The 12,489-nt window shown below is 70.6% G+C and carries 11 protein-coding genes; 6 read left to right on the forward strand and 5 right to left on the reverse strand.

The genetic code is table 11. The features are described from left to right. Window positions 1–221: 221 nt before the first annotated feature. The gene (locus tag ACH4U7_RS14325; protein ID WP_398528249.1) at window positions 222–1,793 is read left to right on the forward strand and encodes a sodium:solute symporter family protein; all 1,572 of its coding nucleotides are present in this window, start codon (window positions 222–224) and stop codon (window positions 1,791–1,793) included. 34 nt (window positions 1,794–1,827) lie between these two features. On the opposite strand, the gene ACH4U7_RS14330 is transcribed toward ACH4U7_RS14325, so the two are convergent. The 4 genes from ACH4U7_RS14330 to ACH4U7_RS14345 form a co-directional block, all read right to left on the reverse strand. Further along, a complete protein-coding gene (locus tag ACH4U7_RS14330; RefSeq protein ID WP_398528250.1) occupies window positions 1,828–2,355 on the reverse strand; it encodes a DUF1772 domain-containing protein in 528 nt (175 codons plus the stop codon). Window positions 2,356–2,453: 98 nt separating this feature from the next. After that, complete coding sequence (locus ACH4U7_RS14335; protein ID WP_398528251.1) at window positions 2,454–2,891, reverse strand: nuclear transport factor 2 family protein; 438 nt, start codon at window positions 2,889–2,891, stop codon at window positions 2,454–2,456. Window positions 2,892–2,992: 101 nt separating this feature from the next. Continuing rightward, a complete protein-coding gene (locus ACH4U7_RS14340) occupies window positions 2,993–4,135 on the reverse strand; it encodes an ADP-ribosylglycohydrolase family protein (protein ID WP_398528252.1) in 1,143 nt (380 codons plus the stop codon). Between the two features lie 250 nt (window positions 4,136–4,385). Continuing rightward, window positions 4,386–5,270, reverse strand: coding sequence for an NAD(P)-dependent oxidoreductase (locus tag ACH4U7_RS14345; protein WP_398528253.1), 885 nt, complete (start codon window positions 5,268–5,270; stop codon window positions 4,386–4,388). A 166-nt stretch (window positions 5,271–5,436) separates the two neighbouring features. On the opposite strand from ACH4U7_RS14345, the gene ACH4U7_RS14350 reads away from it, so the two are divergent. From ACH4U7_RS14350 to ACH4U7_RS14365, 4 genes are all read left to right on the forward strand, one after another. Continuing rightward, window positions 5,437–6,009 carry a hypothetical protein gene (locus ACH4U7_RS14350; protein WP_398528254.1) on the forward strand — a complete coding sequence of 191 codons (573 nt, stop codon included), beginning with the start codon at window positions 5,437–5,439 and terminating at the stop codon, window positions 6,007–6,009. 58 nt (window positions 6,010–6,067) lie between these two features. Then, window positions 6,068–6,808 (forward strand): Clp protease N-terminal domain-containing protein, encoded by a 741-nt coding sequence (locus ACH4U7_RS14355; RefSeq protein ID WP_398528255.1) that lies wholly within the window; start codon window positions 6,068–6,070, stop codon window positions 6,806–6,808. Between the two features lie 247 nt (window positions 6,809–7,055). After that, window positions 7,056–7,358, forward strand: coding sequence for a hypothetical protein (locus tag ACH4U7_RS14360; protein ID WP_398528256.1), 303 nt, complete (start codon window positions 7,056–7,058; stop codon window positions 7,356–7,358). Next, the gene (locus tag ACH4U7_RS14365; RefSeq protein ID WP_398528257.1) at window positions 7,355–8,083 is read left to right on the forward strand and encodes a type 1 glutamine amidotransferase; all 729 of its coding nucleotides are present in this window, start codon (window positions 7,355–7,357) and stop codon (window positions 8,081–8,083) included. Before ACH4U7_RS14360 ends, ACH4U7_RS14365 begins: the two co-directional genes overlap by 4 nt. Before the next feature lie 73 nt (window positions 8,084–8,156). Here the strand turns inward: ACH4U7_RS14365 and ACH4U7_RS14370 are convergent, their stop codons facing one another. After that, entirely contained in the window at window positions 8,157–10,760 is a 2,604-nt protein-coding gene (locus tag ACH4U7_RS14370; protein ID WP_398528258.1) for a bifunctional FO biosynthesis protein CofGH, read from the reverse strand. A gap of 190 nt (window positions 10,761–10,950) precedes the next feature. Here ACH4U7_RS14370 and ACH4U7_RS14375 point away from each other — a divergent pair, with 190 nt between their 5' ends. Further along, window positions 10,951–12,486 (forward strand): CehA/McbA family metallohydrolase, encoded by a 1,536-nt coding sequence (locus ACH4U7_RS14375; protein WP_398528259.1) that lies wholly within the window; start codon window positions 10,951–10,953, stop codon window positions 12,484–12,486. Window positions 12,487–12,489 lie beyond the last annotated feature (3 nt).

The raw sequence follows: 12,489 nt of genomic DNA on the forward strand, positions 1-12,489 counted from the left end.
TCGCGGACGCGTTCACGACAACCGTCGGGTAGGTCAAGAAAGCGCAAATTCGTTCTGTGCTCTGATTTGTGTTCACATTCGTGACCGGAAACATCTTGACCGGCCGCCCGAACAAGCGGTTCAATCCCGGAAGTACCCCGCTCCCGCTCGGGGGAACCCGCCCATGACGAACGTCGCGGCGAAGTGCGGTCCTGTTCATAAGACGGACCCCTGGAGGGGGCATGAACAGTCTCGACTGGGCCGTACTCATCGGCTACTTCGGCGTGATGGTCGCCATCGGAGTCTGGTCCCACAAGCGCGTGGACAACGTCAGCGACTTCTTCACCGCCGGCGGCAAGATGCCGTGGTGGCTCTCCGGTATCTCCCACCACATGTCCGGCTACAGCGCGGTCATGTTCACCGGCTACGCGGCCATTGCCTATCAGTACGGCATCACGTCCTATGTCACCTGGTCATTCCCGATCGCCATCGGCATCGCGATCGGCTCCCAGCTCTTCGCGCCCCGGCTCAACCGGGTGCGCAGCAAACTGCGCGTCGCCTCGCCGCTCGAATACCTCAAGAACCGCTACAACCTGCCCACCCAGCAGGCGCTCGCCTGGTCCGGGGTGCTGCTGAAGATCGTCGACGTGGGTGCCAAATGGGCGGCCATCGCGACCCTGCTGTCCATCTTCACCGATATCTCCCTCAACCAGGGCATCCTGATCACGGGTGCGGTCACCGCCGTCTACTGCACGGTCGGCGGGCTGTGGGCGGACGCGCTCACCGAACTGGGCCAGTTCGTCATCCAGTTCATCGCGGGTATCTCGATGCTGGTGGCCGTGCTCCACGAGCTGGGCGGCATGAGCGCGCTGTGGAACGTCTGGGACGACCTGCCGGACACCCATCATGAGCCGACGGTCGGCCCCTACACGATGACCTTCCTGCTCGCCTATCTGTTCATCAAGACCTTTGAATACAACGGCGGGATGTGGAACCAGGCGCAGCGCTATATGGCCACCGACAGCGCCGCCTCCGCCAAGCGCTCGGCCCGTCTCTCCGCCGCCCTGTGGTTCGTATGGCCGCTGGTGCTGTTCTTCCCCATGTGGGTGGCGCCGCTGATCATCAAGACCGACAAGCCCGCCGACTCCTACGCGCTGATGGCGCAGGACCTGCTGCCGCACGGCCTGCTCGGCCTGGTCGTCGTCGGCTTCTTCTCCCACACGATGGCGATGTGCTCCTCCGACGCCAACGCCATCGCGGCCGTCGTGACCCGGGACATCATGCCCGCGATCTTCAAGTCCGTACGGGAGTGGAGCACCCGCACCGGGCTGCTCGCGGCGCGCTATGCCACGCTGCTCTTCCTCGCCCTGTCCATGGCCATCGCCACGCAGGTCAACTCGGACTTCTTCGGGGACATCATCACCGTGGTGATCAAGTGGGTCGCCGGGCTCATGGGCCCGATCGCGATCCCGCTGATGCTCGGCCTGCTGCGGGTCTTCCGCAAGTCGGGCCCCACGGCGGCGCTGGTCAGCTGGGCACTGGGGCTGGTCGCCTTCTATCTCGTCAACTACCCGATCAACGACGCGATCGACGGTGGTGTGAACCTGGAGTACCAGGTCTCCGTCCCGCTCGCGGTCTCGCTCGTGCTCTTCATCGCCATCGGCTTCATCAAGCCGGAGGACACCCCGGAGCGCGATGCCATTCTCGACTCGCTCAACTCGGGTGACGACGGGCCGGGTTCGGCGAGTGCCGCGCTGTCGGTGCCGAAGCAGGGCGCGACCGACCGGAGCTCGGTCGCCGGCGCGACGGACTGAGGCGCGGCGGCAGGCACCTGCGGGGCGGAACCGCTCATCCCGTCCCGCGGGTGCCCCCGCGGACGCTCACCACCAGGGCCCAGACGAGCAGGCCGAACGCCGCGGTGGAGGTGATCGCGCGCACCACGTTCCAGCGCACCCACCGCTCCTCGAACCGCTCACGCACCGCCGCCAGATCGAGGTCGCCGATCCGGTCCGGATGACCGGCGTCGGCCAGCGCGTCGTTCAGCGGCACATTGACCCGGAAGGTGATCACCAGCATCACCAGGTAGAGGGCGACGGCGGCCACGATCAACGGCAGCGCGGAGCGCCCCGCTCCGCGTAGATGCGCCACGGCGGCCAGCACGGAGAGCAGCAGCGCGCCGCCGAAGATCAGGGCGAACCAGCCGTTGAGGATCGCCACGTTGATCCGCTGCATCGCGTCGACGAAGGTACGGTCGTCCGCCTGCCCGAGGCCGGGCATCACGGAGCACGCGTATCCGTAGAAGAGGCCCGCGCTCAGGCCGGTGGCCACGGTGGCGGCGATCAGCACGGGGGTCTGGAGGGCGTGGTTGTACGTCATGCCATACAGCCAAGCGTGGCGCGGCGAGACGGGCCATGGCCGAAAGGCTCGATGGCATAAGCGAGCGTCTCAGGTCACGGCGAACGGTATGAGGTCGCTCAGGCGTCGGGGGTGCAGGCCACGGCGAACATCCGGCTGTCCTCGTATACGCAGTAGCGGACGATCAGCCCGTCCTCGACGGTCACCCGCACCGCGAAGGGAGACCGGTAGCGCTTGCCCGTGGCGCGTACGGTGCCGGCCAGGGTCCCCGTCACCATCGCCTCGGCTTCCTCCACCACGATGACGTCGATCGTGTTTCCCTCCGGGTCCGGGGCCAGGCTCTCGCCCAGCTCGCGGAAGTGGGCGACGGCGTCGGCGCGGGTGGCGCGCGGGCGGATCCACGGCACGTCCGGGTTCTCGGCGATCTGCCAGTCGATCCGCTCGGCGAACAGTTCGCCGAGGCCCTGAAGGTCGCCGGCCGCCATCCGCGCCAGGAACTGCTGGACGGTGGCGCGGGTGCGCTCGCTGATGGTCATGTCGGCGGCGGTGGCGGCCATATCGGTCTCCTCGGTGCTGTTGCCGTGCGGTGCTGTGCACGATGCTCGCGCGGTCGAGGAGAGACGTCGATTACCCCTGAGGTAATGGCCGCAAGGGCGGACTACGCACGCGGGTAGCGGGCCAGCCAGGCGGGGGCGGAGGCCGCCGGGCCGTGCAGGGCCGGGCCCTGCGTCATCTCCATCGCGAAGTCGTCGGCCAGCTCCAGCATCGTGCCGCGCCCCTCCAGCTCCGCCAGCCACGCGGGCGGCAGCGCGGTCTCGCCGTGCAGCGTGCCCAGGATGTTGCCGCACACCGCCGCCGTGGAGTCGCTGTCCCCGCCGTGGTTGACGGCGAGCAGCAGCCCGTGGCGCACGTCCTCGGCGACCAGCGCGCAGTACAGCCCGATGGCCAGGGCCTCGTCGCCGGTCCAGCCCTCCCCCAGGGACGCCACCCGCTCGGGCGTGGGCAGCCCCTGCCGTACGGCGCCGAGCGCGTATCGCAGCGCGTCGGTGGTCTCCTCGTGGCCGGGCCGGGTGGCCAGGTGGGCCAGTGCCCGCTGCACCGCCCCGTCCAACGCGTCGCCGCGCGCGAGCCCGTGCACGATCAGGGCGAAGGCCCCGGCGGACAGATAGCCGGTGGGGTGCCCGTGGGTCTGCGCCGCGCACTCGATGGCCAGTTGGAAGACCAGCTGCGGCTCCCAGCCCACCAGCAGCCCGAAGGGCGCCGAGCGCATGACCGCGCCGCACCCCTTGGAGTCGGGGTTCTTGGGGCTGTCGAGGGTGCCCATGGTCTCGTCGGCCAGCCCGGTCAGACAGGCCCGGCCGGGCGCCCGCTGGGCGTACAGCCACTCCTCGCGGGCCAGCCAGCCCGCGTCCTTCCGCCGCTCGTCAGGCCCCCAGTCGCGCTGGGTGGCGTACCAGCGGCGGTAAGCGGCGTGGATGTCGGTGGGCGGGTGCCAGGCGCCCGTGTCGCGCCGCACCTGGGCGCGGATCAGCCCGTCCACGGTGAAGAGCGTCATCTGGGTGTCGTCGGTGACGCGGCCGCGCCGCCCGTACGCCGGGAGGAAGTCGGTGACGCCCTCCGGACCGTGCTCCGCCCGGATGTCGGCGAGCGAGGAGAACTCGACCGCGGCGCCCAGGGCGTCCCCGAGCGCACCGCCGAGCAGACAGCCGCGCACCCGGCTGCGGAAGTCCTGCTGCTCGGCGCGGCCCCATACGCCGGTCGCCGCACTGGCGGTTGCCGTCACGACGTTGCCCCTTCCCATCGACGCACGTACGGCCATTGGACTGGCTTTCGCACTGTAATCGACACCGAATGATCGCCTTCAGTCCGCCGATGATTGTGAAGGCGTCGACACGGAGGGCACTCGGGATCGCCGCATTCCGAAACACCGGGCTAACGGAAGGGGACTGTTCGGGCACGCGGAAGAGGCCGGGCCCGGACTTCCGGACCCGGCCTCCTCGGGCCGCGCGGTAGCGCGTGTCGCCGGGACGGCAGGGCGGCAGGGCGTGCCGCTAGGCGACAGGCTTCCTGATGTCCTCGATGACGCTCGCGAAGCCGTCGCCACCGCGGCCATCGGCGATCGCCCGCCCCATCAGGGCACGGACGGCCGCGAGCGGCCCGGAGTCCAGGCCCCGGGCCTCGCTCGTCTCCAGGATGTGGTCGACCCCCGCCGCCTCCATCGCCAAATTGCCCAGATCCCCCGGATAGTCACGGCTGTCGATACCGTCCGCGACCTGGTCCGCCATTGCGGGGAGAAGGGCGAAGAATTCCTTGATGTACGGCAGGAATTCCTTGGCCGTGACACCGTCCGCGCCCACCAGAGCGAGGGAATGGACCATGGCGGCCATACTGGAATAGAAGACATTGAGCAGCGCCAGGTCGTACAGCGGCGCGACTCCGTGGTCCGCGCCGAGATAACGGTTGTTTCCGCCCAATGCCTTCAGCGTCGTCTCATACGCCTCGAACACGGCCCGCGACCCGCTGTACAGAAGCAGGGCCTGCGGCGAACCGATGACCGGGGTCGGCACCATGATCGCCCCGTCGAGGTAGTCAATACCGCGCCCCGCCGCCCACGCGGCGGCCTCGCGGGCCCGCTCCGGGGTGTCCGAGGTGAGGTTGACCAGCGCCCGCCCCGCCAACTCCGCACCCAGCGGCTCCAGGATCGCCTGGCTCACCTCGTAGTCCACGACGCATACGACCACGAGCTCGCCGGCCTTCACCGCCTCGGCGGGCGTCTGCGCCCGCACCGCCCCGCGGGCGACGAGGGCATCGGCCTTGTGCGCGGAGCGGTTCCATACGGTCGTGGGATGGCCCGCCGCCAAGAACGCCCCGGCCAGCGCCTGACCCATCGCGCCAAGACCGATGACCGTCACCGGCGCTCGGTTTTCACCTGCCATGACAGCACCACCTATTTCTTGCTTTCGAGTCCGTGATAAATCCCCTGCGCGCGCTGGGCTCTCATCGATCCTGATATCCGCCGGGGCCGGACTCAAGTACCCACAAAAAAGTGCGTACTTACCCCCAGGTATGCGGATGCGCGGCCACCCCGCTACGTTGGCCCGCATGTTCGACAAGAGCTTCTACGATCTGGCCTTCGGTGTGGACCCGGGCGGAGCCCGCAGGGACGCCCATTTCGTCACCGCCAGCCTGGACGAGGTGAAGCGCGAGCTGGCGTCGGACCTCGCCCAAGGGATCAACCTGTACCTGCTGTGCCGGTACGGCGCACGCCTGACGCTGGACGTCTACCAGCAGGGGGAGTTGACGGAGTCCATAGACCTCCACCCCTTCATCACCATCTCCGTCGAGGGCTATCCGGACGTCACCTTCACGGGTCCGGGCGAACCCGTCGGCTACGACTTCCGAGGTGACGAGGGAGACATCGAGGACGACGAAGACGACGCGGACGAAGACTTCGAGGACGAGGACGAGGACGAGGACGAGGAAGAAGCCGAGGAGGACAACCTCGCCGACCGGATGTTCGCGGACGATCTCGGCGACACGGTCAAGGTCTCGGTCGACTGGGACCGCATCCCGGTGCCCTCGCTCATCGGCGAGGTCGCGGGGCCGGACGACGAAGCCGTACTGCTGGCCGGGGATCGCCTCGCCGAGTACGGCTATCAGGACTTCGAGGAGTGACGCCACACCGTGTCAACCTTCGGTTGACACGTCAGGGGTGTCAACCTAGGGTTGCCTCATGACGAATCCAGTCGGCATGACGACTCCCGTCCGCCTCGACGACCTGATCGAGGCCATCAAGAAGGTCCACCCCCAGCCCCTCGACCAGCTCTCCGACGCGGTCATCGCCGCGGACCACCTGGGCGACGTGGCCGACCATCTGATCGGCCACTTCGTCGACCAGGCGCGCCGCTCGGGCGCCTCCTGGAGCGAGATCGGCCAGAGCATGGGCGTCACCCGGCAGGCGGCCCAGAAGCGCTTCGTCCCCAAGGACCCGGGCGAGCCGTCCGCCCTCGACCCCAACCAGGTCTTCGCCCGCTACACCCCCCGGGCCAAGAACGTCGTGATGGCCGCGATGAACGAGGCCCAGGCCGCCCGCAACCCCGAGATCCGCCCCGAGCACCTGATGCTCGGCCTCCTCAGCCAGCCCGGAGCCCTCGCCGCGAAGGCGATCATCGCCCAGGACGTCCTCCTGGACACCGTCCGCCAGGCCGCCACCGCGGCCCTGCCCCCCGCTGCCGACGAGATCCCCGACCTCATCCCGTACGACGCGGCCTCCCGCAAGGTCCTGGAGCTCACCTTCCGCGAGGCCCTGCGGCTCGGCCACAACTACATCGGCACCGAGCACATCCTGCTCGCCCTCCTGGAGTACGAGGACGGCGCGGGCATCCTGGCCGGCCTCGGCATCGACAAGCCGGCCGCCGAGGCCCACCTCGCCCAGGAGTTGGCCGCCGTGCTGAAGGCCAAGTCCCAGGACTGACCTCACCACCTCCGGGGGCCCGCGAAGCGGCCGTCGGGCAGCGGCCCGCCGGACGCGTCCTCGGCCGACTACGCGGTGCGCTGAGCCGAGCCGGCCACACGGCATCACGGTGGGTCCCGACGGTGCGCTCTGGGCCGCTCTTGAGACAGGAGCGGTCGCGCGGCTGGCGGCTTGAGGACATGCGGGACGCACTGTCCCTGCGCGCCGGGATCCGAACGGGCGGGCGGCCGGGCGTATCGTTCCCGCCATGCGTTGTGCGATATGCGGATCCGGGCGGCTGAGCCCGGTCGGGGAGCTCACGTCATCCGATTCGATGCACGACCGGCTGCGGCTGAGATTTCCCCGTCCAGGGACGTTCAAGGCGCGGCCGACGTTCCACGCCGGTTTCGCGCGGGCCTGTCGGGACTGCGGGGCGCTGCTGCCGTTCCTCGGTGAGGAGGACCGGGAGCGGTTGGACGCGGTGGCCAAGGGGCTGGAGCGGGTCGAGGGCGGGCCGGCCGACCCCGATTCCGAGGGTTTCGAAGGTTTCGAAGGCAAGGGCGCGCCGTGACCTCGCCTCGTGTGCTGGTCGTCCGCAACGCCGAGCGCAGCGGGCCGGGCCGGCTGCTGCCGTGGCTGCGCGACGAGGGGCTGACCGTAGAAGAGCTGGCGGGCCCCGAGGCTCCGGCCGATCCGGCCGGGTACGACGCCGTGGTGCTGCTCGGGGGCGGCTTTCTGCCGGACGACGACGCGTACGCACCGTGGCTGCCGGCGCAGCGCGATCTCACGCGCCGGGCGGTGGCCAAAAGGGTGCCGTTGCTCGGGATCTGTCTGGGGGCCCAGGTGTTGGCCGTGGCGGAGGGCGGCCGGGTGGAGGGGTCGTACGGGGTGCCGGAGCGTGGTTCGTGCGCCGTCGAGTTGCGTGCGGAGGCCGGAGAGGATCGGCTGCTGGCGGGGCTGCCGCGGCGGTTTCGGGCCATTCAGAACCACCGCGACCAGATCACACAGCTCCCGCCCGGCTCGGCTCATCTGGCGCGGAGCGACGCGTGCCCGGTGCAGGCGTTCCGGGTCGGGGAGTGTGCCTGGGGCGTCCAGTTCCATCCCGAGGCCGGCGCGGACCGGCTCGACGGCTGGGACGAGGCTGCGCTGGCCGAGAAGGGTCTTGACCTGGCCGCCCTCCGCGCCGAGGCGCAGACGGCCGAGCCCGCGTCAACGCGCGCCGCGCGCCGGCTCGCGGCCAACTTCGCCGCCGTCGTGCGCGCCCGGCCGGCCCTGGCCCCACCCCACCTCTCATAAAGACGCTTGACCGGAAGCAAGCGTCAAGCCAAGCGTTTTCAAAAAGGGTGGGGTGTCCCGCGGCCTCGCGCGCTCAGTCGCCCAGCACCGGCAGCAGCTCCGGCAGATGACCGTCCGAGGCCAGGGCCGCCGCCTGGCGGTCGGCTGGAACCTCGCCGTAGGTGGTGGTGCGGGGGCGGGCCGGGCGGCCGGCGGACTCGGCGATGGCGACGAGGTCCTGGATGGAGCGGTACGAGCCGTAGGACGAGCCCGCCATACGGGAGATGGTCTCCTCCATCAGGGTGCCACCCAGGTCGTTGGCGCCGGAGCGCAGCATCTCGGCCGCGCCCTCCGCGCCCAGCTTGACCCAGCTGGTCTGGATGTTGGGGATATGCGGGTGGAGCAGGAGCCGGGCCATGGCGGTCACGGCGCGGTTGTCGCGGGCGGTGGGGCCGGGGCGGGCGATGCCGGCGAGGTAGACGGGGGCGTTGGTGTGGATGAAGGGGAGGGTCACGAACTCCGTGAAGCCGCCCGTCTCCTGCTGGATCTCGGCGAGCAGCCGCAGATGGCCCAGCCAGTGGCGGGGCTGGTCCACATGGCCGTACATCATCGTGGAGGAGGACCGGATGCCCACCTCATGGGCGGTCTTGATGACCTCGACCCAGGTGGCGGTGGGCAGCTTGCCCTTGGTGAGGATCCAGCGGACCTCGTCGTCAAGGATCTCGGCGGCGGTGCCGGGGATCGTGTCGAGACCGGCCTCGCGCGCGGCGGTCAGCCATTCGCGGATGGACAGGCCGGTGCGCGTCGCGCCGTTGACGACCTCCATCGGGGAGAAGGCGTGGACGTGCATGCCCGGCACGCGCTCCTTCACCGCCCGCGCGATGTCGAAGTAGGCGGTGCCGGGCAGGTCCGGGTGGATGCCGCCCTGCATGCACACCTCGACCGCGCCGACGTCCCACGCCTGCTGGGCGCGGTCGGCCACCTGGGACAGCGAGAGGGTGTAGGCGTCGGCGTCGGTGCGGCGCTGGGCGAAGGCGCAGAAGCGGCAGCCGGTGTAGCAGACGTTGGTGAAGTTGATGTTGCGGGTGACGATGTACGTGACGTCGTCACCGACCGTGGCGCGGCGCAGGTCGTCGGCGATCCGGCACAGCGCGTCCAGCGCCGGGCCGTCGGCGTGGAGGAGGGCCAGCGCCTCGGCGTCGGTCAGCCGGGTGGGGTCGTCGGCGGCGACGGACAGGGCGCCGCGGACGTCCGCGTCGATACGGGAGGGGGCCATTCCGGGCGCCGCCGCCTCGCGCAGGGCCTCCCAGTCGCCGTACACCTCGTCGAAGTCGTCGCGGCGGTCGCCGGTGCGGCCCTCGGTGTCGATGGTGCGGTGCAGATCGGTGCGGCCGGAGGCGGTGAACCCCTCGTCGGGCTCCTGCCAGGGCAGGCCGACCGGCAGCGCGTCCTCGCGGGCCAGGCCGGTGGCCGGATCGGCCAGGGCGCTGACATGGGGCAGCAGCCGCGGGTCGAGCCAGGGCTCGCCGCGCTGTACGAACTCGGGGTACACCGCGAGCCGTTCGCGCAGCCGGAAGCCGGCGGCGGCCGAGTGCTCGGCGAGCTCGTCCACCTGCGGCCAGGGGCGCTCGGGGTTGACGTGGTCGATGGTGAGCGGGGAGACGCCGCCCCAGTCGTCGATACCGGCGCCGATGAGCCGCGTGTACTCCCCCTCGACCAGGTTCGGCGGCGCCTGGATGCAGGCGGCCGGGCCCAGGATATGGCGGGCGACGGCGACGGTGGCGACAAGGTCGTCCAGCTCCGCGTCCGGCATACCGCGCATCGCCGTGTCCGGCTTGGCGCGGAAGTTCTGGATGATGACTTCCTGGATGCCGTGGTAGGCGCGCGCGACACGGCGCAGCGCGAACAGCGAGTCCGCGCGCTCCTCATAGGTCTCCCCGATCCCGATCAGCAGCCCGCTGGTGAAGGGGACGGAGCTGCGCCCGGCGTCCTCCAGGACGCGCAGCCGCACGGCCGGCTCCTTGTCCGGGGAGCCGTAGTGCGGGCCGCCGGGCTCGCTCCACAGCCGCTCGGCGGTGGTCTCCAGCATCATCCCCATGGAGGGGGCGACGGGCTTGAGCCGCTGGAAGTCCGTCCAGGTCATGGCGCCGGGGTTGAGATGCGGCAGCAGCCCGGTCTCCTCCAGGATGCGGATCGAGATGGCCCGTACGTACGCGATGGTGTCGTCGTAGCCCTCGGCCTCCAGCCACTCACGGGCCTCGGGCCAGCGGTCCTCGGGGCGGTCCCCGAGGGTGATGAGCGCTTCCTTGCAGCCCAGTTCGGCCCCGCGCCGGGCGATGGCGAGGACTTCGTCGGGGGACATGAACATCCCGTGGCCGGCGCGGCGCAGCTTGCCGGGGACGGTGACGAAGGTGCAGTAGTGACACCTGTCCCGGCACAGACGGGTCAGCGGGATGAAGACGCTCCGCGAGTACGTGATGACCCCGGCGCGGCCCGCGGCCTCCAGCCCCGCGTCACGGACTCGGGCCGCGGAGGCCGTCAGATCGGCGAGATCCGCCCCGCGCGCCTGGAGCAGCACAGCCGCCTCGGCGGCGTCCAGCGCCACGCCGTCGCGGGCGCGTTTGAGCGCGCGGCGCATGGCGTTGGGGGTGGGGGCAGCCTGGGCGGACGGCTCGGATCCCTGCGCGCTCGTGGTCATTCTCCGAGCATACGAGGGGTATGTGACACCGCCAGACCGCCCCACAAGGTGGGCCCGGGGCGTGTGGACGGCCGCGCGTATGTTCCCTCACGGCCATAGAGTTATCCACAGGCCTTTCCGTGCGTGTCACTCCCGCGTACAACGGTGTGAGCGCTGGTGACGGACGCCACGACGGCCACAGGGGGCACTCATGCAGCGACGCGACGTACTCAGACTCTCCGCCCTTGCGGGTGCGGCGGGCGTGCTGACACTCGATCCGGTGACCTTCGCCGAGGCGGAGGAGCGCGACGGCGGCGAAGGCGCCGGCGGGGCCGGCAGCGAGCAGACGAAGACGGTCACGGGCCATCTGCCCACCGGATCGCCCGACTTCGTCTATCTGCCGGTGGAAGTTCCGGACGGTGTCCGCGAGATCGCCGTCTCGTACTCGTACGACAGGCCGACGGTCCCGGCCGGCACCCAGGGAAACGCCTGCGACATCGGCATCTTCGACGAGCGCGGCACGGACCTCGGCGGGCGCGGCTTCCGCGGCTGGTCGGGCGGCGCCCGCACCGAGTTCGCGATCAGCGCCGAGCAGGCGACGCCCGCGTATCTGGCGGGGCCGGTGAAGGCGGGCACCTGGCATATCGTGCTCGGTCCCTACACGGTGGCTCCGCAGGGGCTCGACTACAAGGTCACCGTCACGCTGCGGTTCGGCGAGCCGGGCGAGACGCCGAAGCCGGTGTATCCGCCGCAGCGGACCAAGGGGCGCGGCCGGGCCTGGTACCGGGGCGACTCCCATCTGCACACGGTCCACTCCGACGGCAAGCGCACCCCGGCCGAGGTGGCCGCCGCCGCCCGGGCCGCCGGGCTCGACTTCATCACCACCACCGAGCACAACACCACGTCCTCGCATCCGGCCTGGGAGGGGCTGTGGGGCGATGACCTGCTGATCCTCACCGGCGAAGAGATCACCACGCGCAATGGCCATGTGGTGGCCCTCGGCACCGACCCGGGCGTCTTCATCGACTGGCGCTACCGCGCCCGGGACAACGCCTTCGGGAAGTACGCCCGCAAGATCCGGCAGGCGGGCGGCCTGGTCATCCCGGCCCATCCGCACGGCACCTGCGTCGGCTGCAACTGGAAGTTCGGGTTCAACGACGCGGACGCGGTCGAGGTGTGGAACGCGGACTTCACCCCGGACGACGAGGTCACGGTGCAGGAGTGGGACAACACGCTGGTGGCCGCCGCCCGCGGCGACGGCCGCTGGCTCCCGGCCGTCGGCCACAGTGACGCGCACCGTGAGCCCCAGGTCGTCGGATTGCCGCAGACGGTGGTGCTCGCCGACGATCTGTCGCGTACGGCGATCCAGGACGGCATACGGGCCGGGCGCTGCTGGATCGCGGAGTCGTCGGCGATCGACCTCTCCTTCGAGGCGGTCGGCGGCCGCGGGCAGCACGCGGGCATCGGCGAGCGGCTGAAGGTCGGCCGGCAGGACGAGGTGACGGTCCGGCTGAAGGTCTCCGGCGTCGGCTCGGGCTGCACCATCCGGCTCATCACCGACCAGGGCCAGCTGTACGGCACGGCGATCCCCGACTCCGGGGCCGGCACCGCGGAATGGCGTACGACGGCGTCCTACGCGGCGTATGTACGGGCCGAGGTGCGCCACGCCCCGGCGGACGGCGGAGCGTCCGGGGTACCGGGCCGGATGGCGGCGATGACGAACCCGATCTGGCTGGGCGAGCGGTAAAGC

Source organism: Streptomyces sp. NPDC020845 (genome assembly GCF_044334165.1).
Lineage (GTDB): Bacteria > Actinomycetota > Actinomycetes > Streptomycetales > Streptomycetaceae > Streptomyces.

Bases quoted from the DNA above. Each gene is read 5' to 3' on its own strand.
- ACH4U7_RS14325 (WP_398528249.1), top strand. From the start codon at position 222: ATGAACAGTCTCGACTGGGCCGTACTCATCGGCTACTTCGGCGTGATG.
- ACH4U7_RS14330 (WP_398528250.1), bottom strand. From the start codon at position 2,355: ATGACGTACAACCACGCCCTCCAGACCCCCGTGCTGATCGCCGCCACC.
- ACH4U7_RS14335 (WP_398528251.1), bottom strand. From the start codon at position 2,891: ATGGCCGCCACCGCCGCCGACATGACCATCAGCGAGCGCACCCGCGCC.
- ACH4U7_RS14340 (WP_398528252.1), bottom strand. From the start codon at position 4,135: ATGGGAAGGGGCAACGTCGTGACGGCAACCGCCAGTGCGGCGACCGGC.
- ACH4U7_RS14345 (WP_398528253.1), bottom strand. From the start codon at position 5,270: ATGGCAGGTGAAAACCGAGCGCCGGTGACGGTCATCGGTCTTGGCGCG.
- ACH4U7_RS14350 (WP_398528254.1), top strand. From the start codon at position 5,437: ATGTTCGACAAGAGCTTCTACGATCTGGCCTTCGGTGTGGACCCGGGC.
- ACH4U7_RS14355 (WP_398528255.1), top strand. From the start codon at position 6,068: ATGACGAATCCAGTCGGCATGACGACTCCCGTCCGCCTCGACGACCTG.
- ACH4U7_RS14360 (WP_398528256.1), top strand. From the start codon at position 7,056: ATGCGTTGTGCGATATGCGGATCCGGGCGGCTGAGCCCGGTCGGGGAG.
- ACH4U7_RS14370 (WP_398528258.1), bottom strand. From the start codon at position 10,760: ATGACCACGAGCGCGCAGGGATCCGAGCCGTCCGCCCAGGCTGCCCCC.
- ACH4U7_RS14375 (WP_398528259.1), top strand. From the start codon at position 10,951: ATGCAGCGACGCGACGTACTCAGACTCTCCGCCCTTGCGGGTGCGGCG.